Origin of the sequence: Shinella kummerowiae (assembly GCF_009827055.1) — a bacterium.
In the GTDB taxonomy this organism is placed as follows: Bacteria; Pseudomonadota; Alphaproteobacteria; order Rhizobiales; family Rhizobiaceae; genus Shinella; species Shinella kummerowiae.
Map to the genome: position 1 here is coordinate 356077 of NZ_WUMK01000005.1, position 20121 is coordinate 376197.

The 20121-nt window shown below is 64.5% G+C and carries 17 protein-coding genes; 15 read left to right on the plus strand and 2 right to left on the minus strand.

Going from position 1 to position 20121, the window contains the following annotated elements; genetic code table 11:
• The first annotated feature begins 9 nt into the window (after positions 1-9).
• The 5 genes from GR138_RS15340 (at position 10) to GR138_RS15360 (ending at position 6455) form a co-directional block, all read left to right on the plus strand.
• On the plus strand, positions 10-816 hold the full coding sequence (locus tag GR138_RS15340; protein WP_160860111.1) for a putative hydro-lyase: 807 nt from the start codon (positions 10-12) through the stop codon (positions 814-816).
• Positions 817-823: 7 nt separating this feature from the next.
• Complete coding sequence (locus GR138_RS15345) at positions 824-2416, plus strand: 5-oxoprolinase subunit B/C family protein (protein WP_160860112.1); 1593 nt, start codon at positions 824-826, stop codon at positions 2414-2416.
• 10 nt (positions 2417-2426) lie between these two features.
• Entirely contained in the window at positions 2427-4151 is a 1725-nt protein-coding gene (locus GR138_RS15350; RefSeq protein ID WP_160860113.1) for an acetyl/propionyl/methylcrotonyl-CoA carboxylase subunit alpha, read from the plus strand.
• Between the two features lie 88 nt (positions 4152-4239).
• Positions 4240-5352: an agmatine deiminase gene (gene aguA / locus GR138_RS15355; RefSeq protein WP_160860114.1), complete on the plus strand. Its 1113-nt coding sequence runs from the start codon at positions 4240-4242 to the stop codon at positions 5350-5352.
• An 11-nt stretch (positions 5353-5363) separates the two neighbouring features.
• Positions 5364-6455, plus strand: a complete 1092-nt coding sequence (locus tag GR138_RS15360; RefSeq protein ID WP_160860115.1) for a polyamine ABC transporter substrate-binding protein — start codon at positions 5364-5366, stop codon at positions 6453-6455.
• Here GR138_RS15360 and GR138_RS15365 read toward each other — a convergent pair.
• Positions 6444-7205 carry a helix-turn-helix transcriptional regulator gene (locus GR138_RS15365; protein ID WP_160860116.1) on the minus strand — a complete coding sequence of 254 codons (762 nt, stop codon included), beginning with the start codon at positions 7203-7205 and terminating at the stop codon, positions 6444-6446. The two genes, GR138_RS15360 and GR138_RS15365, sit on opposite strands and share 12 nt — an antisense overlap.
• Before the next feature lie 263 nt (positions 7206-7468).
• Between GR138_RS15365 and GR138_RS15370 the strand changes: the two genes are divergently transcribed.
• From GR138_RS15370 to hisN, 10 genes are all read left to right on the plus strand, one after another.
• Positions 7469-8938, plus strand: a complete 1470-nt coding sequence (locus GR138_RS15370) for an amidase family protein (RefSeq protein WP_202402661.1) — start codon at positions 7469-7471, stop codon at positions 8936-8938.
• Positions 8911-10476: an ABC transporter substrate-binding protein gene (locus tag GR138_RS15375; protein ID WP_160860118.1), complete on the plus strand. Its 1566-nt coding sequence runs from the start codon at positions 8911-8913 to the stop codon at positions 10474-10476. The genes GR138_RS15370 and GR138_RS15375 overlap by 28 nt, the downstream gene beginning before the upstream one ends.
• 64 nt (positions 10477-10540) lie before the next feature.
• Entirely contained in the window at positions 10541-11521 is a 981-nt protein-coding gene (locus GR138_RS15380) for an ABC transporter permease (RefSeq protein ID WP_160860119.1), read from the plus strand.
• Between the two features lies 1 nt (position 11522).
• A complete protein-coding gene (locus GR138_RS15385; protein ID WP_160860120.1) occupies positions 11523-12440 on the plus strand; it encodes an ABC transporter permease in 918 nt (305 codons plus the stop codon).
• Positions 12437-14263, plus strand: coding sequence for a dipeptide ABC transporter ATP-binding protein (locus tag GR138_RS15390; protein WP_420853653.1), 1827 nt, complete (start codon positions 12437-12439; stop codon positions 14261-14263). Before GR138_RS15385 ends, GR138_RS15390 begins: the two co-directional genes overlap by 4 nt.
• Positions 14253-15011: a DeoR/GlpR family DNA-binding transcription regulator gene (locus GR138_RS15395; RefSeq protein WP_160860122.1), complete on the plus strand. Its 759-nt coding sequence runs from the start codon at positions 14253-14255 to the stop codon at positions 15009-15011. Before GR138_RS15390 ends, GR138_RS15395 begins: the two co-directional genes overlap by 11 nt.
• On the plus strand, positions 15004-16269 hold the full coding sequence (locus tag GR138_RS15400; RefSeq protein ID WP_160860123.1) for a Zn-dependent hydrolase: 1266 nt from the start codon (positions 15004-15006) through the stop codon (positions 16267-16269). The genes GR138_RS15395 and GR138_RS15400 overlap by 8 nt, the downstream gene beginning before the upstream one ends.
• A complete protein-coding gene (locus GR138_RS15405; RefSeq protein WP_160860124.1) occupies positions 16259-17188 on the plus strand; it encodes a phosphotransferase in 930 nt (309 codons plus the stop codon). Before GR138_RS15400 ends, GR138_RS15405 begins: the two co-directional genes overlap by 11 nt.
• An 11-nt stretch (positions 17189-17199) precedes the next feature.
• Positions 17200-18138, plus strand: a complete 939-nt coding sequence (locus GR138_RS15410) for a choline/ethanolamine kinase family protein (RefSeq protein WP_160860125.1) — start codon at positions 17200-17202, stop codon at positions 18136-18138.
• 18 nt (positions 18139-18156) lie between these two features.
• Complete coding sequence (gene hisN, locus GR138_RS15415; protein WP_160860126.1) at positions 18157-18933, plus strand: histidinol-phosphatase; 777 nt, start codon at positions 18157-18159, stop codon at positions 18931-18933.
• 41 nt (positions 18934-18974) lie between these two features.
• On the opposite strand, the gene GR138_RS15420 is transcribed toward hisN, so the two are convergent.
• A complete protein-coding gene (locus tag GR138_RS15420) occupies positions 18975-20078 on the minus strand; it encodes a M24 family metallopeptidase (RefSeq protein ID WP_160860127.1) in 1104 nt (367 codons plus the stop codon).
• Positions 20079-20121 lie beyond the last annotated feature (43 nt).

Below are 20121 nucleotides of genomic sequence, written 5' to 3' on the forward strand. Positions count from 1 at the left end.
GCGGCGACGATGATCCCGACCGCTTATCTCGACCACACCGACGCCACGGCCGCCCGCGATGCGCGGGCGACCTATCGCAACGGTCTTGTCAGGCCGACCTCCGGTATCGCGCCGGGCTTCACGCAGGCCAACATGATTGTGCTGCCGCGCGACTGGGCTTTCGATTTCCTGCTTTACGCGCAGCGCAATCCGAAGCCGTGCCCGGTGCTGGATGTATCCGATCCCGGCTCACCGACGACGTTGCTGGCACCCGGCGCGGACCTGCGCACCGACCTGCCGCTCTACCGCATCTGGCGGGATGGCAAGCTCGCGGAGGAAACCTCGGACGCGACCGCTGCCTGGGCGGAGCGCGATGATCTTGTCGCCTTCCTGATCGGCTGTTCCTTCACCTTCGAGACGCCGATGGTGGACGCCGGCATCGAGATCCGGCACATGACGGACAACAGCAACGTGCCGATGTACCTGACGAACAAGGCCTGCCGTCCGGCCGGACGGCTGAAGGGCAATATGGTCGTCTCCATGCGACCGATCCCGGCGTCGCGTGTCGCTGACGCGGCGACCATTTCAGGCCGATTCCCGGCGGTGCATGGTTCCCCGGTGCATGTCGGCGCGCCCGAGGAAATCGGCATTACGGATCTCGCCAAACCGGATTTTGGCGATGCGGTGCGCATCGAGCCCGGCGAAGTTCCGGTGTTCTGGGCGTGCGGCGTGACACCACAGGCGGCCGTCATGGCCTCTGGCGTGCCCTTCGCCATCACCCATGCCCCCGGCTACATGTTCATCACGGACATTCCCGATTCCGCCTATCACGCATGAGGGTTCGATGCGCTTTCTTCCCGTAAGCCTGACCACCATCCTTGTCGAACTCGCCGATCTCGACGAGACGCTTGCCCTCTTCGCCTCGCTTCAGGCCACACCTGTCGACGGCATCGAGGAAATGGTGCCGGCCGCCCGCACGCTGATGATCCGCTTCAGATCGGACAAGGTTTCCTCCGCTGAACTCGCGGCGCAAATCAGCATCCGCGACCTCTCGGCAAAAATTGCACCGTCGGAGCATCTGGTCGAAATCCCGGTGCGCTACGACGGTGAGGATCTGAATGACGTCGCCGAGCTGACTGGCCTCAGTGTCGAAGAGGTTATCCGCTGCCACACCGAAAGCGAATTCACGGTAGCCTTCTGCGGCTTTGCGCCCGGCTTCGGCTATCTCGTCGGCGGTGATCCGGCCTTGCATGTGCCGCGGCGCAAAAGCCCGCGCACCCGCATCCCGGTCGGCTCCGTTGCGCTCGCCGGCGCTTTCAGCGGCGTTTACCCGCAGGCAAGCCCCGGCGGCTGGCAGATCATCGGCACGACACCGGTCAAGATGTGGGACATCGACCGCGATCCCGGCGCGTTGTTCCAGCCCGGTTATCGCGTGCGCTTCTTCGACATGGAAACGTCCGGCAAGACCATCAGCATCCCCGAGCCGCCCCCACGCGCAGAACGCAGCATTGCCGCGGAAGCGCCGCAGTTCAAGGTGCTTGCAGCACCAATGCCGGCCGTCTTTCAGGATCTCGGCCGCTTCGGCCAGACGGGGCAGGGGGTCTCGGCCTCCGGTGCGCTGGATCGCGGTGCCTTCCTCGCGGCAAACCGTGTCGTCGGCAATCCGACCAACACACCGGCGCTCGAACTCACCCTTGGTGGCTTCTCCTTCGAGAGCAATGTTCGTGCCGTGATCGGCATCGCCGGTGCGCCCTGTCCCGTAACGGTGCGCGATGCTGCCGGCCGCAGTCAGGATTTCCAGGCCTATCAGCCGATTTCGCTTGAGCCCGGCGACGTCGTGACCGTCGGTCATCCGAAGAAGGGCATGCGCGCCTACCTTTCCGTTCGCGGCGGCTTTGCTGTCGCACCGGTTCTCGGCAGCGCGGCCACCGATACGCTGGCGGTCGTCGGCCCCGAACCGGTCGTGGCCGGGAGCGTGCTGGTCCTGAAAAACGACAAGGCCGGACTGACCAGCGTCTCGACCGATGAAATCCCGGCCTTCGATCCGCCCTCTGCGGCAGATGCGGTGACGCTGGACGTCGTGCTCGGCCCGCGCACGGATTGGTTCACGCAAGAGGGTATCGAAACGCTGACGAGCCAGCTCTGGCAGGTCACGCCCCAATCGAGCCGCGTCGGCATTCGCCTCGCCGGCGACGTGCCGCTGGAGCGCAAGGACAGCGCGGAACTGCCAAGCGAAGGCACGGCGACGGGCGCAATCCAGGTGCCGCACAGCGGCCAGCCGGTGCTCTTCCTCGCCGATCATCCGCTGACCGGGGGGTATCCCGTTATCGGCGCGGTCGCCGAGTATCATCTGGATCTCGCCGGCCAGATACCCATCAATGCAAAGATTCGTTTCCGCCCGATCGGCCCTTTTGCCGACATCGCCGCGACCCGATAGGAGGAATGCCATGAAGAAAGTGCTGATTGCCAATCGTGGTGAAATCGCCGTGCGCATCGTGCGCGCCTGCCGTGACCATGGCCTCCAGTCGGTCGCCGTCTATGCCGACCCGGACGCGGACGCGCTGTTCGTGCGCCTTGCCGACGAGGCGTATGGCCTTGATGGCGTGCGTCCGGCGGAAACCTATCTCGATATCGACAAGCTGATCGCGATCGCAAAACGCTCTGGTGCCGACGCCGTGCATCCGGGCTACGGCTTCCTGTCGGAAAACGCCCGCTTCGCCAGGGCCGTGCAGGATGCCGGGTTGATCTGGATCGGCCCCGATCCGAAGGTGATCGAGGCGCTCGGCGACAAGGTCGAGGCGCGGCGCATTGCGCAGAGTGTCGGCGCGCCGCTCGTCGCGGGCAGCGATGGACCGGTTTCGTCCGCTGCCGAGGTGATCGCCTTTGCGGAACAGCACGGCCTGCCGGTTGCCATCAAGGCGGCCCATGGTGGTGGCGGTCGCGGCATCAAGGTCGCCTGGAAGATGGAGGAGGTCGCCGACCTCTACGAATCCGCCGTGCGCGAGGCGACCGTCGCCTTCGGCCGTGGCGAATGTTTCCTCGAACGTTTTCTCGACCGTCCGCGCCATATCGAGGCGCAGGTCATCGCCGACAAACACGGCAATGTCTTGGTGCTCGGCACCCGCGACTGCTCGGCACAGCGCCGCAACCAGAAGCTCATCGAGGAGGCCCCGGCGCCCTTCCTCTCGCCGGATCAGCGCGAAAGGATCCATGGTGCTGCCAAGGCGATCTGCGCCGCTGCCGGCTATTCCGGTGCGGGTACGGTCGAGTTCCTGCTCGGTGTCGATGGCACGATTTCCTTCCTGGAGGTGAACACGCGCCTTCAAGTGGAGCATCCCGTCACCGAAGAGACCACCGGCATCGACCTCGTCATCGAGCAGTTCCGCATTGCCGAAGGCCAGCGGCTGCATCTGCTGGAGACGCCGGCACCACGCGGCCATTCCATCGAATTCCGCATCAATGCGGAGGATCCCGGCCGCGGCTTCCTGCCGACACCGGGCACGATCACCGTCTTCGATCCGCCGTCCGGCCCGGGCGTGCGCCTCGACAGCGGCGTCGTCAGCGGCTCCAGCATCCCGGGCGTCTTCGATTCGCTGATGGCCAAGCTCATCGTCACCGGCGCGACGCGCGAAGAAGCGCTCCGCCGCGCCCGCCGGGCACTGAGGGAATTCCGCATCGAGGGCGTGGCGACAGTTCTGCCGTTCCACCGAGCCGCCATCGACACCGAAGACTTCATCGGCACGGACGGCTTCAAGGTGCATACCCGCTGGATCGAGACCGATTTCGCCGCCATGCCGGATGCGATGGCGCGGCCTGAAGCCGCGTCCGATCCCACGCTGATCCGCACCCATCTCGAGATCGACGGCAAGCGGGTGTCGCTTGCGCTGCCGAGCCTGCTGCTTGCCGGCCTTGGCACGACCGGGCAGGGCACGGCACCCGCCGGCGGCGGCAAACCGGCCGAGGACGGCATCGCCGCCCCGGTTTCCGGCACGCTGCAGGCCTTCAAGATCGCCGATGGCGCGACCGTTGCCGAAGGCGAGCTGGTCGCGGTGATGGAGGCGATGAAGATGGAAACGCAGGTTCTGGCGCCCAAAGCCGGGCGGCTGCGCCTGCGGGTGAAAGAGGGCGAATACCTTCAGGCCGGCGACACGCTGATGGTGTTCGAGGGCTGACCGGCCCCCGCTGCCTATCCCAACAGGGACATTGACCCGAACGGGGTGCGCTTGCCTAATTCAATCGGATTTTTCGATTGGAGAACACATGGTACGCACCCTTTCAAGCACCCCCAAGGCGGACGGTTTTCGTGCGCCCGGGGAATTCGAGCCGAAGGCCGGCTGCTGGCTGATCTGGCCGGAGCGGCCGGATACCTGGCGGCTTGGCGCAAAGCCCGCGCAGAAACTTTTTGCGCGCGTGGCCGCGGCCATTGCCGAAAGCGAACCGGTCACCATCGCCGTCTCGCGTCGCCAATGGCTGAATGCGCGGGCCATGCTGCCGGAGAGCGTGCGCCTCGTCGAAATGTCGACGGACGATTCCTGGCTGCGCGACAGCGGCCCGAACTTCGTCATCAACGACCGCGGCGACGTGCGCGGCGTGGACTGGACCTTCAACGCCTATGGCGGCCATGACGGCGGCCTCTACGCGCCCTGGAACCTCGACGATCTCGCCGCCCGCAAGGTGCTGGAAACCGAGCGTATGGATCGCTACCGCTCGCCATTGATCGCCGAAGGCGGCGGTCTGCAATGTGATGGCGAAGGCACGCTGATCACCACGGAACAGTGCCTGCTCAACCGCAATCGCAACGGCCATCTCGGCAAGGCGGCCGTGGAGCAGCAGCTTGGCGACTATCTCGGGCTGGAGCACGTCATCTGGCTGCCGCGCGGCTTCTGCTTCGACGAGACGGACGGCCATGTCGACGACGTCTGCTGCTTCGTGCGGCCGGGCGTGGTGGCGATGAGCTGGACGGAGGACCGCGACGATCCGCAATATGAGATCGTGCGCGAGGTGGAAGACGTGCTGCGTTCGGCGCGCGATGCACGTGGCCGGTCGCTGGAGGTTCACCGTATCGCCCATCCTCGCCCGATCGAGATGACGGCGGAGGAGGCGGAAAGCGTCGATCAGGTCGACTCCACCTGGGCGCGCCCGGCCGGCAACCGCATCGCTGCCACCTATATCAACTACTATCCCGGCAATTCCGTCGTCGTCGTGCCGCAGTTCGATGATGAGAAACTGGACCTTGCCGCCAAGGCCAAGCTTGCCGAACTCTTCCCGCAGCACCGCATCACCGGCATCGAAAACTCCCGCGAGATCCTGCTCGGCGGCGGTAATGTCGCCTGCATCACCCTGCCGGTCTATGCCGGCCAGACGAAAGCGTGAGAGGCAAGACCATGCGCGCAACACTCGTTTCCATCCTCGCTCTTTTGGCCGCTGTCAGCACCGCCCAGGCGCAAGAGGAGAAAATCGTCAACGTCTATAACTGGTCGGACTACATCGGGCCGGACACGGCCAAAAAATTCGAGAAGGAAACCGGCATTCGCGTCGTCTATGACGTCTATGACGGCAACGAGGTGCTGGAAACCAAGATGCTGACCGGTGGCTCGGGTTACGACGTCGTCTATCCCTCTGCCTACCCGTTTCTGAAGAACCAGGTGAAGGCCGGGGCGTTCCAGCCGCTCGACAAGGCGAAGCTCGGCAATGCCGGCAAGCTCGATCCGCAGGCGCTGTCGTTGATCGCCGGAGCCGATCCGGACAATGTCCACGCCGTGCCCTACATGGCCGTCACGGACGGCATCGGCTACAATATCGCGGCGGTGAAGCAGCGCATGGCGGATGCGCCGGTCGACAGTTTCGCCATGGTGTTCGATCCGGCCATCGTCGAAAAGTTCGCCGATTGCGGCGTGGCCATGCTCGATGCGCCGGCGGAAATCATCCCGATGGCGATGAACTATCTGGGCATCGATCCACACTCCACCAGTCCGGACGATATTGCCAAGGTCGAAGAGCTGTTGCTGAAGGTGCGCCCGCACATCCGCTACTTCCATTCCTCGCGCTATATCAACGACCTCGCCAATGGCGATATCTGCGTGGTGCTCGGCTGGTCGGGCGATATCCTGCAGGCCAAGGCGCGGGCGGCCGAAAGCGAGAAGAAGCTGGCGATTGCCTATGCCATTCCGAAGGAGGGCACACTGATCAACTTCGATACGATGGCTGTGCCGAAGGATGCGCCGCACCCCGAAAACGCGCTGGCCTGGATCGACTTCAACATGCGGCCGGATATCGCCGCGGCCAATTCCAGCTACGTCTCCTATGCCAATCCGATCCCGGAATCGCTGCCGCTGATGGATCAGGCTGTCGCGAAGGACCCCGGTGTCTTTCCGTCGGATGAGGTGAAGGCCAAGCTCTTCGTGATCGAATCGAGCGACGCGAAGCTCCTGCGCCTGCAAAACCGCATGTGGACGCGCATCGTCTCAGGCCAGTGATGGCGGGGACAGGTCGCCGCCCCGGGCGGCGGCCATCAGCTCGACCTGGGAGTGGATGCCGAGCTTGCGGTAGACGCTCTTGATGTGGTTGCGCACGGTTCCAGGCGAGATGGAGAGGCTGCGGGAAATGGTTTTTGCGCAGCCGCCATCGATCAGCAGGAGGGCGATCTGGCGTTCACGCCCGCTGAGGTCTGCAAGTGACGGCGGGGTCTCGCCCGGCGGGCGCCATTGCCGCCAGAGCCGCTCCAGCACGCGGCGGGTCGCATCGGCGGTCGCCTCCGCCATGGCCAGTTCCTCGACGCCGAAAGGGCGGGCACCGCGGCGGCGCAGATAGGTCACGAAACCGGCAGCGTTGCGATCGAAATTGAAGACGCCGGTGATTTCGTCGAAGCTGCCGGACGGCTCGTAGAAGTCGCGATAATAGGCGCTGGTGTGAAAATCACCCTGATCGAGCGCGGAAAGCGGCAGCAGGAAATCCTGCCGCGAGCCGGCAAAGAGCCGGAAGAACGGGTCCTGCCGGTATTTGCGCGTATCGTAGTTGCGGTTCCAGTCGTCCGGGTCGCGCTCGTAGATGGTGATCGACGCGCTGTCGCGCAGATAGAGGCCGATATAGACCTGGTCGGAGGCCGTGAGCTCACGCGCGCCGGCCGTGAAATGGGCGGAAATCTCCTCAGGCAATGAGGCGCTCACCGCAGCGGTGATGCCGCTGCTCCAGCGCTGGAGTTGCTCGAAGGTCAGATTCAATTGCATGAAGACAGGATAGACGGGGCGCTGGGGAATTCAAGCCGGACTCCATCGGTGGCCTGACGCCCGATTCTTCCGATTTCCACAAATCCAACGGAGCATCCATGGGGAATCTGGCGTTTTCGCCGCGGAACAGGCGGGGCCGCACGCTCTTTCCGCGCGCCTGATGCAGCCTTGGCGCGAGTTTGGTGCGTGAAATAATGCTGATTTGTGTGTATTGACAATTTCCACAAAAACAACATAAATCCACACAAGTGGAGATGAAGGTCGTGGATTTTTCGGTTCTTGCACTCAGGTCGGCAATTGCTTCCCGTAGCCTCTCGTCCGAGGCTCTGGTGCGCGAATGCCTGGCGCGCATCGAGCGCCTGAACCCGATCGTCAACGCCTTCAGCCAGGTTTTTGCAGAAGAGGCGCTGGAAGAGGCACGGGCCTGCGACCGGGAGGCTGCGGAAGGCTGTTTCCGCGGCCCGCTGCACGGCATTCCGATGGGTGTGAAGGACCTGTTCTTCGTCGCCGGCCATGTCTGCCAGCGCGGCTCAGCCGCCTACAAGGATTTCGCTCCCAAGGCGACGGCGCCGATCGTCCAGCGGATGATCGACGCCGGATCGATCATGATCGGCAAGACGACCACCACGGAGATGGGCTGGTCCGGCTCCGGTCACTCCGAGTTCTACGGCCCGACCCGCAATCCCTGGAACCCCGAACTGACGAGTGGCGGCTCGAGTTCGGGTTCCGGCGCGGCGCTCGCCGCCCGTATGGTCCCCTTCACCCTGGGGTCCGACGGCGGCGGGTCCGTGCGCATCCCGGCGGCCTTCTGTGGCGTCTTCGCCATGAAGGGCTCGCTGGGGCGCGTGCCGGCCTGGCCGTGGAGCGCGACGGAAATGCTGTCCCATGCCGGCCCGATGAGCCTTTCGGCCAGGGACAGCGCACTGCTGTTCGACATTGCCAAGGGACCGGACCCGCGCGACCATCTGGCACTGCCCGACGACGGTGTCCGTTACCTCGGCGCCGAATTGCCGAGGCGGCTGCGCATCGGTTTTGCGCCGAGCCTGTTCGGCTTTGATGTCGCGCCAGACATTGGCCGGGTCGTGCGCGGGGCGGTGGAGACGATCGCGCAGGAGCTGCGGCTCGACATTCATCCCGTCGCGCCCGACTGGGACGATCCGATCCGGATTTTCGAAACACTCTGGGTTGCCGGTCGCGGTGTCGCCTATGGCGCGCAGTCGGACAGGGCCAATTTCGGCAGCGGTTTTCGCGGTCTCATTGAGGCGTCCGCGCAGTATGATCTTGCCGATTATCTTTCGGCGATGAAAGCGCGGGCGGAGTTTGCTGGCAGCGTGCATGCGCTGTTCGAGGAGGTCGACCTTCTTCTCCTGCCGACCCTTCCCATCGAGCCGTTTGCGGCCGATCGCGAAACGCCCGAAGGGTTTTCGTCACCGTCCAAGGCCCTCGCCTGGACCGGTTGGACGCCCTTTACCTATCCCTTCAACCTGTCCGGCAACCCGGCGGCTTCGCTGCCCTGCGGCCTGACGGTGAACGGCCTTCCGGTCGGCCTGCAAGTCGTGGGCCGCCGTCATGCCGATGCGCTTGTCATGGCGTTCTGCCAGCAGGCTGAAGATCACGTTTTCAAAGAAAAAATACCTCCGCTTGTCAGTGCTGGCGACAAAGCGGGGTGGGGAACACCCAGCAACCCAACTGCGGAGATATCGTCATGGAATTCAACAGGAGAGCATTTCTAAAAAGCTCGGCGCTTGCTGGCGTTGCCGTCGGCCTGCCGGTGCTCAATACCGCCTTTTTCGTCGATCCGGCGCATGCTGCCGAGGGCAAGGCCCTCAACTTCATGTCGGCGGAAAACCTGACCGGCAACTGGGACCCGTCCTCCCACACGACGCTTGCCCAGATCAATCTGGAAAGCTTCGTGTTCGGCTATCTCACCCGCGCGCCGATGCGGCCGGACAAGCCGGACGAGCTGGTGATGGAACTGGCGACCGAGATGAAGCTCATCGACGAGCACACGCTGGAATTCACGCTGCGCGAAGGCGTGACCTTCCACGACGGCAAGCCATTCACGGCCGAAGACGTCAAGGCGACTTACGAATATGCCAGCCAGCCCGACCGACCGGCGGCCTGGTATCCCGGCATCTGCGAGGTCGAGGTGGTGAGCGACCACGTCGCCCGCATCAAGACCGACAAGGGTGGATACCCGGCGAGCCTCTTCTGGTTCCTCTCGGCCTTCCTGCCGATCATGTCGGCCAAGGACGTCGCGGACCCCAAGATGCTGTCGTCGCGCCCGAACGGCACCGGCGCCTTCAAGTTCGCGCGCCAGGAGGGCAACACGACGGTGCTCGAGGCCTTCGACGGCTTCTATCTCGGCAAACCCACCCTTCCGGGCATCAATTTCAGCTTCGTGGGTGACGCGACCACCCGCACGCTCGCCCTGCTGAACGGCGAGGCCGACCTCATCGAACGCCTCGAGGCCGAGCAGGTCCAGACGATCGAGGAGACCGGCGGCTTCAAGCTGAACAAGGCGGTATCCGTCGAGAACAAATATCTCTGGTTCCGTTGCTCCAAGCCGCCCTTCAACGATCCGCGCGTGCGCAAGGCGGCAGCCCATGCCATCGACCGCGCCGTGCTGCTCGACATTCTCGGCGTCTCGGGCCATGCCTCCAAGGCGTGGATCTCGCCGGTGAAGTTCGGCTATGTCGATACGCCGAACTATCCGGAATACAATCCGGAGGAAAGCCAGCGGCTGCTCGCCGAGGCCGGCTTCCCGAAGGGCGAGGGCCTGCCGGAACTCGAATATATCACCTCGGTTGGCTTCTATCCAAAGACCAAGGAATATGGCGAGGTCATCACGGCGATGCTCCAGGAACAGGGTTTCCCCGTGAAGCTCAACGTCATGGAGGTCGCGGCCTGGAACGAGCGGCTCTACGACCGGCCGGGCGGCGGACCGGGCCACATGATCGACTGCGGCTGGTCGACGGGCTCGCCGGAGCCGGACCTCGTGCTGCGCACGCACTTCCATTCGAGCTCGAAGCGTATCTGTGGCATCGACGACAAGGATCTGGACGCGGTGCTCGACAAGGAGCGCAATACACTCGACCCGGCGGCGCGCAAGGCGGTGATCCAGAACGAGGTCATGCCGATGCTGGCCGACAAGGTGCCGGCACTGTCGCTGTTCACCTCGGTCTTCATCCACGCCATGCGCGACGGGCTGGATGGCATGTACTTCTACCCGAACGGCATGATGGACGCGGCGAAGTCGACCCTCGCCTGATGGCAAGCTGCGGCCGCCATTGAAGGCGGCCGCTTCCATACCGATCAGTGTCAAGGGAAACCGCATGTTCGTCCTGTCGTTCCTGTTGAGACGGCTCCTGCAGGGAGCCCTCATCATTCTGCTTGTGACCTTCATCATCTTCACGCTCCTGCGTGTGGTGCCGGGCGATCCGGCACGCCTCATCGTCGGCGGCATGGCGCCCGACGAGGTGGTGGCGATGAAGGCCAAGGAACTCGGCCTCGACCGGCCCATTCCGATGCAGTTCGTGTCCTATCTCGGCGACATCGTCACCGGCGATCTCGGCACGTCCTTCGTCCGGCCGAAGAGTGGCGCCAGCCTCGGTGGCGCGTCCTTCGACGATGCGACCCGCGAGGAGCGTGCCAAGGTGCTGGACCTCATCCTCGGCACCTTGCCGATGACGCTCCAGCTTGCGGCCGTGGCGCTGGCGCTCGCCTTGCTCGTGGCCGTGCCGCTCGGCACGTTGGGTGGCCTCTACCCGGGGCGCTGGCCGGACAAACTGGCATTGGCGATCGGCTCCATCTGCGTATCGACGCCGAATTTCTGGCTCGGCATCGTGCTGACGCTGCTGCTGTCCGTGAAACTGAAACTGCTGCCGGCCATCGGCTATCGCGGTTTCAGCTACACGATCCTGCCGGCGATCGTGCTGGCGGTGGAGATCGTGCCGTTCATCCTGCGCACGCTCACCGTCTCGGTGGCGCAGGTGATGCGGGAGGATTTCATCCAGCTTGCGCCAATCCGGGGTTTGAGCCGCAGCCGCACGATCCTGCATCATGCGCTCGGCAATTCGGCGATCCCGCTGATCAACCTGCTCGGCGTGCAGCTCGGCATGTTGCTGGGCGGGGTTCTGGTCATCGAATTCATCTTCGACTATCCGGGCCTCGGCCTGCTGACGATCAACGCCGTGCTGCAACGCGACTTCCCGCTGATCCAGGGCATCGCGATCTTCATTTCCGTGATGTTCGTGATGATCAACGTGCTCGTCGACCTGATCGCGATGACCATCGATCCGAGACTGGAGTACTGACATGGCCGATATCGTCCAAGAGGCCGCCGTGCCACTCCCTGTCGCAAAACGCGGCGTTACCCCGACCCGTCGCATGCTTCAGATCGCCTCAGCGCGCACGGATTTCCGCATCGGCTTCATCGGCTTCGGCCTGCTGGTCATGCTGGCGATCTTCCTGCCGCTGGTCAGCTCGATCGACCCGACCAAGATCGCATACAGTTCCAAGCTGCTGCCGCCGTTCCCCGCAGAAGGCTGGAAATGGCCCTATCTGCTCGGCACGGACCAATTGGGGCGTGATGTCCTGCTGCGCTGTCTGGTCGGCCTTCGCTACTCGCTGATGATCGGCATCACCACGGTCGTCCTGATGTTCGTCGTCGGGTGCAGCCTCGGCCTCTATGCCGGCCTCCGCGGCGGCTGGGTCGATGCCGTCATCATGCGGCTCACCGATGCGCAGCTGTCGATCCCGATGATCATCCTCGCCATCACCATTCTCGGCGTCTCCCGCCCGACGGTGCCGGCGATCATTCTCGTGCTCGGCCTCTCTGGCTGGCCGCTTTATGCCCGCGTCGCCCGATCCGTAGCGCTCGGCGAACGCAATCGCGGTTATGTGCTCGGCGAACGGGTGCTTGGCGCATCGGATCTCCGCATCATGCTGCTCTTCGTCGCGCCCGTCGTGCTGCCGCCGATCGCCTTCGTCGCCGTGCTGGATATCGCCCGCATGATGATCTTCGAAGCGATCCTCGGCTTCCTCGGCCTCGGTGTGCAGCCCCCGACGCCGACCTTCGGCAACGTCATCGCCGATGCGCGCAAATACCTGCTCAATGCCTGGTGGATCGCCACCATGCCGGGCCTCTTCATGCTGGTCTCGCTCACCTGCCTCAACCTGATGGGCTCCGCGCTGGAGCGTGCCCGCAACGCTGTCCTGAGAGGAGAGGCATGATGACCGACCCCATTCTTGCCGTCTCCAACCTGAGCGTCGACCTGAAGCGCGAAGATCGCAAACGTCGGATCGTCGACAATGTGAGCTTTTCGCTGGCGCGCGGCGAGGTGCTCGGCCTCGTCGGCGAGGCAGGTTCCGGCAAGTCAGTGCTCGCCCGCGCCCTGGTCCGGGCCATCGCCCCGCCGCTCGACATTGCCGGCGGCAAGGTCGTCTTCGAGGGCAGGGATATCCTCACCCTCAATCCGCGCGGCCTTGCCTCGGTGCGCGGCAACCGGATCGGTTTCATTGGCGCGAACCCGATGGGCTCGCTCGATCCCCGCCTGCCGATCGGCAACCAGATCGTCGAAAAACTGCGTTGCGTGCAGCCGGGAATCGGGCGGACGGAGGCGCGGGAAAAGGTGCTCGACCTGCTCGGCCGCGTGCGCATCCCATCGCCAAGCGCCCGTTTTCACGAGGCGCCGTTCCAGTTCTCCGGCGGCATGATGCAGCGGGTGATGATCGTCGATGCGCTCGCCTCCGATCCGTCGCTGGTCATCGCCGATAACATCACGCAGCCGCTCGACGTAACGGTTGCAGCGCAGATCATCCGGCTGATCGACAATCTGCGACAGAGCCTCGACACGGCCTTCCTGTTCATCTCCTCGTCGCTACCGGTGGTGGCGCAGATTGCGGAACGCACGCTGGTCATGCAGCGCGGCCGCATCGTCGAAGAGGGGCGGACGGCGGACCTCGCCACGAACCCGCAGCAAACCTACACACAGACCCTGCTGTCCCGCATTCCGCCGATCTGGCGGGACGTGACGGCGCCGGTGGCAACCACGGGCGAGCCTGTCCTGACGGTCGACAATGTCCTGCGCACCTATCTTGTACGCCGGCGCGGTTCCTTCAACGCTTATAACGAAGTGAAGGCGGTGCGCGATGTCTCCTTCACGGTGAAGGCCGGCGAGAATTTCGGAATCGTCGGCGAAAGCGGCTGCGGCAAGTCGACCCTCACCCGCCTTCTCGCTTGGCTGGAGCAACCGGATGGCGGACGCATCGCCTTCCTCGGCAAGGACCTGTCGCATCTCTCCGCCCGCTCGCTGACGGAGATGCGCAAATCGTTCCAGCTTCTTCTGCAGGACCCCTATGGCTCGCTGCCGGCCGGCATGCCGCTCCGGCGCATGATCGAGGAGCCGCTGCTGATCCATGGCATCGACCGGACGGAGGCGGCGCGGCGGGCGCAGGAAGCGATGGCGGAAGTGGGCCTTGATGCCGAGCTTGCCGAACGGCTGCCGGTCGGCCTCAGCGCCGGCCAGCGCCAGCGCATCAACATCGCCCGCGCGCTCGTGCTGAAGCCGCGTCTGCTGATCCTCGACGAGACCCTGTCGGCGCTCGACCAGGTGGAGCAGGCCGAGCTCCTCGACCTGTTCACGCGGCTTCAGGCCACACACGGATTTTCCTATGTGTTCATCTCGCACGATCTCGCGCTCGTGCGCCGGATGTGCCACCGTATCGCAGTCATGTATCTCGGACGTATCGTGGAACTCGCCGACAACACCACCCTGTTCGAACACCCGCATCACCCCTATACGCGGGCGCTTTTGAGCGCCATGCCGACGCTGGAGGACAACCGTTTTCCGCGTCCTCGCTATCTGCTGGACGGCGAGCCGCCGAGCCCGATCGACCTGCCCCTCGGCTGTTCGTTCCGCTCGCGTTGCCCGCGTGCCGAGAGAGATTGTGAGAAAACCGACCCGCCGCTGCTTTCCCTAGCCGGCGACAACTACGCCGCCTGCCTGCACCGGCATATGGCACCGCATGAAGAGGAAGTCGCGAATGTCGAGTGAAGTCCGCAAGGAAGTGATCCTGGAACGGCTCGACCGCGACCAGCGGGTCAGTGTGCTCGAGCTTTCGGCGGAGTTCGGTGTTTCGGGCGAAACAATCCGCCGCGACCTGAAGGATCTGGAAGCCGAAGGCGCCGTGCGGCGCGTACATGGCGGCGCCATTCCGGCGGGCCGTACAGCCGACACGCCGATTACCGAACGCATCAAGCTGCATGCACTGGAGAAGGATGCGGTCGCCGGCCTGGCGCGCAATATCATCAGCGACGATTGCGTCATCTTCCTGGATACGGGTACGACGACGCTGGCGCTCGCCCGCCGGCTCGTCGGCTTCAAGAAGCTCCGGCTCTACACCAATTCGCTGCGCATCGCGCAGGCCGCCTGCGAGCATTTTGGCGTGCAGGTGCTGATGACGCCGGGGCATCTGCGCCCGGTGGAGCAGGATCTCGTGGGCTACGACACGATCGCCTATATCCAGCAGTTCCATTTCGACATGGTGTTCATGGGCGCTGCGGCGGTCAATGCCGACTACGGCTTCATGGATTTCGAGGAGGACGAAGCTCGCATCCGCCAGGTGCTGCTGAAACAGACGTCGCGAAGCGTGATGCTCGCCGACCACTCCAAGTTCGGCAAGGTCGGTAATGTCATCACGGCTCCCTTCGGCCGCGTCCATACGCTCGTGACCGAACGGCCGCCGCCGGAAGATATTGCCAGTGCGGTTCGCCGGGAAGAGCTGGAGGTCATCCATGGATAACACGGTGACTATGCCCGGCGCTGATCTGACGGCGATCTTCGATCGGATGTCCGCGATCGGCGCACGCCCCGGTGAAGGTGTGACGCGGCTTGCGGCCAGCGCGGAGGATGGCACGGCACGCGCCTTTTTCGCCACGTGGATGGCGCAAGGCGGCGCACGCATCGTGCAGGACGCCGTCGGCAATCAGTTCGCGTGTTTCGACTGGGCCGGCGAAGGTTCCCCCTGGATCTTCGCCGGCTCGCATCTTGACACGCAACCGCGCGGCGGCCGCTTCGACGGCACGCTCGGTGTGCTCGCTGCGGGTTGTGCGGCGCTTGATCTCGATGCCGAGGTGCGGGCCGGCCGCACGCGCCCGACCCACAATCTTGCGGTCGTCAACTGGACGAACGAGGAAGGCGCGCGCTACCAGCCGAGCCTGACCGGCAGCAGCGTCTTCTCCGGTGCCTTGCCGCTTGCCGATGCGCTCGCACTTGTCGATGGTGCCGGGATTCCGCTTGGCGATGCGCTCGCCGCAATTGGCGTGGACGGCAAGACGGGACACATTCCGCCACGCCCCGAAGCCTATGTCGAACTGCATGTCGAGCAAGGCCGAACGCTCACCGAAGCCAATCGCCGGATCGGTGTGATCGAAGGCACCTGGGCCGCGCGCAAGATGACGGTCACCTGGATCGGCCGTGCTGCCCATACCGGCCCAACGCCGATGGTCGACCGGCGCGATGCACTTCTGGCCGCTGCCCAGGGTATTGCCGCGTTTGAGGCGATCATTGCGGCAAACCACCCTCATCTTCATCGCTCCGCTGCGCGCCTTGTCGTCGAGCCGAACTCGCCGAATGTCGTGGTCGAGCGGGCGACCGTCTGGTTCGAGTTGCGCGGTCTTGACGTTGCCGAACTGGACAGGGCGGGAGACGCCGTGCTTGCAGCCTTCAGCACGGCCGCTGCCTGCACGGGGACAAGGCTGGAGATCGCAGCCGATGCACTGAGGCCCCCCGCGGGCATGGCGAGCCACCTCATGGCGGTCGTCGGCGAGACGGCGCGGTCCTGCGGTTTCGAGCCGCTCATCATGCGCTCGGTTGCCGGGCACGACGCCGTCGCCTTGCAAAACAGCGGGATTCCCTCGGCGCTGATCTTCATTCCAAGCGTAGGCGGGGTTGCGCATCATCCGGACGAGTTGACACATCCGGAGGATGTGCAGGCCGGTCTCGCGGTGCTGACGGCGGTGCTGCGGCGCCTTGTGCAAGGAGGGTTCCATGCAGCTTGACGAAGCGATGCACGCGGCACTCGCGGCGGCCGGCTTGCCCGGTGCGGCGCTCTCGCCCCCGATCGGCGGCGTTGTCTCGCCCATTCACCGAGCCGTTGAGAACCATTGCTGCCTCGCGACCGGAGAAGGTTCGGACCCGGTTTTCGTGAAACGCCGGCACGACGACATGGCCGCGTTCATCACGCCGGAACATGTGGCGGAGGCGAGCGGCAAGGCGGGCGAACTCGACATCGCGCCACGCCTTCTCCATGCGGATCTGGCAAGCGGAATCCTGGTCTTCGAGGCGCTGGGCGCGGAATGGGCGTGGGGGCATATCGATGTCCTGCGCCGCCCGGCGATCTTGGAAAACCTGCTCATGGCAAAGCGGGCCTTCAATAAAGCCGCACCTCTTTCGGAAACACGTAGCGTTTTCGACCTTGTTGCAGACTATCGCCGATTGGCCGATGCGCCGGACGTGATCCTGCCCGCACCCGTTCTCACCGTCGCGGCGGCTGCCGTGCAGATTGCTGCGGCCATTGCCGCCGCGGGTATCGATACGGTCCCCTGCCATTCGGACGGCGCCTCGTCCAACGTCATGGTAGGACCCGGCAATACGGTTCGGCTCGTCGATTTCGAATGGGCGCGTCAGGCCGATCCAGCGCACGATCTTGGTACGGTTCTGGCCGAATTGCTGCCCTTCGATGGCGAGGCGCTGCTGGCGATCGAGATCGCAACAGGCAAAGCGGATGCGCGGATGCTTGCGCGGGCGCGCCTTTATGGTGCGGCGGATGATCTGATGTGGGCGCTCTGGGGCTTCATCAGCGCCGCGCGCTCGCCGCGCAAGCATGTCGAGTTCTTCAAATATGCCGAGTGGCGGCTGTTGCGGGCGCGGACCGTCGTCGAGGGCCCGCACTTTGAGACGTGGCTCAGGAAAGTCTGATGGAGGGGGCGATGCGGCGCAGGTTGGGTGAAGGCGTATCTCTGGCGGAGCAGGCGATCGAGCGCGCCATCGCCGTCGTGACCGACTGGCAGGGACGGGAAATCGTCTACGAACCCGTGCCCGGCGGCATCAGCAATCCGAACTGGCGTGTCCATGTCGGCGGCGCGCCGCACAGTTTCTTCGTGAAGATCCCCGGTGAGGGCACGGAGATGTTCATCGATCGCCGGACGGCCAACGAGGCGGGCCGCAAGGCGCATGCCGCGGGTGTCGGCGCCCGCATCGTCGATTTCTTTCCGGAAACTGGGATCGAGGTCAGCGAATTCGTCGATGGGCTCAGAACCTCGACCAATGCCGATTTTCTCGACCCGGTCGTCCGCTTCAATGGCCTGCGCGCCCTCAAAGCCTTCAACGACAGTGCGCCCCTTTCCGAGCGCAAGACCACCTTCGACATGATCGACGAGCATTTCCAGCAGGTGCTGATGCTGGGCGGCGAATTCCCGACGGATTTCGGTTGGCTCAACGCCCGCTATCGGGAGGCGCGGGCTGCGCTGGAAGCGTCGGGGCTCGATCTCGCTCCCTGCATGAACGACACACTCGCCGGCAATTTCCTGCTTTATGCCGACAGCCGGGTTATGCTGGTCGATTTCGAATATGCCTCGACCAATGACCGCGCCGCCGAACTTGCCCTGTGGTTCAGCGAGATGTGCTTTTCACCAGCGGTCGAGGCGGAGCTGATCGAGGAATATTACGGCCGCGCCGACCAGGCCGTGCTGGCGCGGGTCTCCCTGTTCAAGGCACTCGTCGACCTGAAATGGTCGACCTGGGCCATGGTGCAGAACGAGGTTTCCCGCCTCGACTTCGATTTCTTCAAATATGGCTTCTGGAAGCACATGCGGGCGCGCTTCGTGATGAACGATCCGCGCTGGCCGGAATGGCTGAAGGCGGTTTAGGAATTGGGAGGAGATGCCGTGCTGATTTCGCCCGATTTCATGCGCCGAATTGCGGGCGTTGCCGCGCGGGAAGCGCTGCCGCGTTTCCGCTTGCCAGGCCTTGTCAGCAACAAGCTCGTCAGCGGCTTCGATCCCGTCACCGAGGCGGATCGCGAGACCGAAAAGGCGATCCGGGCGCTGATCCGGGCGGAGTTTCCCGAGCACGGCATTCTCGGCGAAGAGTTCGGTGCGGAAGGCGCCGACGCGCGCCATATCTGGGTCGTCGACCCGATCGACGGGACGCGTTCCTTCATTTCCGGCATTCCGCTCTGGGGCACGCTGGTCGGCTTGAAGCAGGATGGTGACGCCATCGCCGGCATGGTGGCTCAACCCTTCATCGGTGAACTGTTTTACGCGACGGGCGAGGGCACGCATTACGAAGGCCCGCACGGCAAGGCGCGGCTTTCAACGCGCGCGACCACGGACCTGTCTGAGGCGACGCTCTGCACCACGACGCCTTCGATCTTCGAGCCGGAACGACGAGCCGCCTTCGACCGCCTGGAGCGGCAAGTCCGCCTTTCGCGCTACGGCACGGATTGTTATGCCTATTGCATGCTCGCCGCTGGCCAGATCGACTTGGTGGTGGAGGCAGGCCTGCAACCGTATGACATTGTTGCCCTCATCCCGATCATCGAGCAGGCAGGCGGCATGGTGACGGATTGGGACGGCGGCCCTGCTGAAGGTGGTGGCGGCATCATCGCGGCGGCAAATTCGACACTGCACGCAAGGGCGCTCGCCGTTCTGCAAGGGGGATGAGGGAGCGGCACCGGATGGTGCCGCCCGCGTCTACCCATCATTCAAACCTGCACGACATGCACCGTGCGCGGCAGCGAGGAGAGGATTTCCGGGCCGTTCTCGCGCAGGATTACGATGTCTTCCAGGCGGATGCCGAAGCGGCCGGGCAGGTAGATGCCGGGCTCGATCGAGAAGACCATGCCTTCCTCGAGGACGGTATCGGAGGTCGCGGTAATGTAGGGCGGCTCATGGCCATCGATGCCCATGCCGTGGCCGGTGCGGTGCACGAAGTAGTCGCCATAGCCGGCATCCGTGATCACCTTGCGGGCGGCTGCATCGACGTCACACGCCGGCACGCCGGGCCGTGCGGCCTTGAGCGCCGCCTGCACGGCCTTCTCGACGATCGTGTGGATTTCTCCATAACCTTCCGGCGGCAGGCCGATCACGGCCATGCGAGTGATATCGGAGGGAAAACCCTGCTTGCGGCCGCCGATGTCGATGACCACGGCGTCACCCTCCTCGATCACCCGGTCGCTGGCCGAATGGTGCGGAAAAGCGCCATTGCCGCCGGCGCCGACGATCCAGAACTGCGGCGAGGCGCCTTCCGACGAGAAGTGTGCGCGGATCTCGGCGGCAAGGTCTTTCTCGGTCATGCCCGGTTTGACCGCCGAAAACGCCGCCTGCATGGCCCGGTCGGCAATGCCGGCATTCATTTTCAGCTTGGCATATTCCGCGCTGTCCTTGCGCATGCGCAGGCCGCCAAGCGTGGCGGGCGTGAAGTCGCGGCGGGTGCCTGTGGGCAGAGCGTCGAGAAGCAGCAGGGCAAAGTCGGCGCGCATGGTTTCGTCGAGGGTGACAAGGCCGGGGGCTTCCGCGCCGATCGCTGCAAGCGCCGCCCGCAGGGCCTCGACCGGGCCTTCGTCATCCGCCCACGTATGGAAGCCGATATCGGTGAACGCGCGCGTTCCCTCGGCATTCAGCGCCGGCATCAGGAAGGTTTCATTCTCCGGGGCGATCAGCAGCAGGCAGGGACGCTCATCGGGATGCGGATGGAAGCCCAGCACCCAGTCCATGTGCGAGCCTGGTGCTATGGCGACGAGGCCGGTGCCCGTGTCGTTCATGCGCTGGCGCAGGGCCATCAGGCGCGTCGCGGTCTGTTCGTTCATGTTCATGTCCTTGTTTCGATGCGGGAGTTTTAGCGTTCCGGCA

What these genes read in the sequence shown, in the direction of transcription:
- GR138_RS15340 (WP_160860111.1), top strand. Translation starts at nt 10, where the DNA reads ATGATCCCGACCGCTTATCTCGACCACACCGACGCCACGGCCGCCCGC.
- GR138_RS15345 (WP_160860112.1), top strand. Translation starts at nt 824, where the DNA reads ATGCGCTTTCTTCCCGTAAGCCTGACCACCATCCTTGTCGAACTCGCC.
- GR138_RS15350 (WP_160860113.1), top strand. Translation starts at nt 2,427, where the DNA reads ATGAAGAAAGTGCTGATTGCCAATCGTGGTGAAATCGCCGTGCGCATC.
- aguA (WP_160860114.1), top strand. Translation starts at nt 4,240, where the DNA reads ATGGTACGCACCCTTTCAAGCACCCCCAAGGCGGACGGTTTTCGTGCG.
- GR138_RS15360 (WP_160860115.1), top strand. Translation starts at nt 5,364, where the DNA reads ATGCGCGCAACACTCGTTTCCATCCTCGCTCTTTTGGCCGCTGTCAGC.
- GR138_RS15365 (WP_160860116.1), bottom strand. Translation starts at nt 7,205, where the DNA reads ATGCAATTGAATCTGACCTTCGAGCAACTCCAGCGCTGGAGCAGCGGC.
- GR138_RS15375 (WP_160860118.1), top strand. Translation starts at nt 8,911, where the DNA reads ATGGAATTCAACAGGAGAGCATTTCTAAAAAGCTCGGCGCTTGCTGGC.
- GR138_RS15380 (WP_160860119.1), top strand. Translation starts at nt 10,541, where the DNA reads ATGTTCGTCCTGTCGTTCCTGTTGAGACGGCTCCTGCAGGGAGCCCTC.
- GR138_RS15385 (WP_160860120.1), top strand. Translation starts at nt 11,523, where the DNA reads ATGGCCGATATCGTCCAAGAGGCCGCCGTGCCACTCCCTGTCGCAAAA.
- GR138_RS15390 (WP_420853653.1), top strand. Translation starts at nt 12,437, where the DNA reads ATGATGACCGACCCCATTCTTGCCGTCTCCAACCTGAGCGTCGACCTG.
- GR138_RS15395 (WP_160860122.1), top strand. Translation starts at nt 14,253, where the DNA reads ATGTCGAGTGAAGTCCGCAAGGAAGTGATCCTGGAACGGCTCGACCGC.
- GR138_RS15400 (WP_160860123.1), top strand. Translation starts at nt 15,004, where the DNA reads ATGGATAACACGGTGACTATGCCCGGCGCTGATCTGACGGCGATCTTC.
- GR138_RS15405 (WP_160860124.1), top strand. Translation starts at nt 16,259, where the DNA reads ATGCAGCTTGACGAAGCGATGCACGCGGCACTCGCGGCGGCCGGCTTG.
- GR138_RS15410 (WP_160860125.1), top strand. Translation starts at nt 17,200, where the DNA reads ATGCGGCGCAGGTTGGGTGAAGGCGTATCTCTGGCGGAGCAGGCGATC.
- GR138_RS15420 (WP_160860127.1), bottom strand. Translation starts at nt 20,078, where the DNA reads ATGAACGAACAGACCGCGACGCGCCTGATGGCCCTGCGCCAGCGCATG.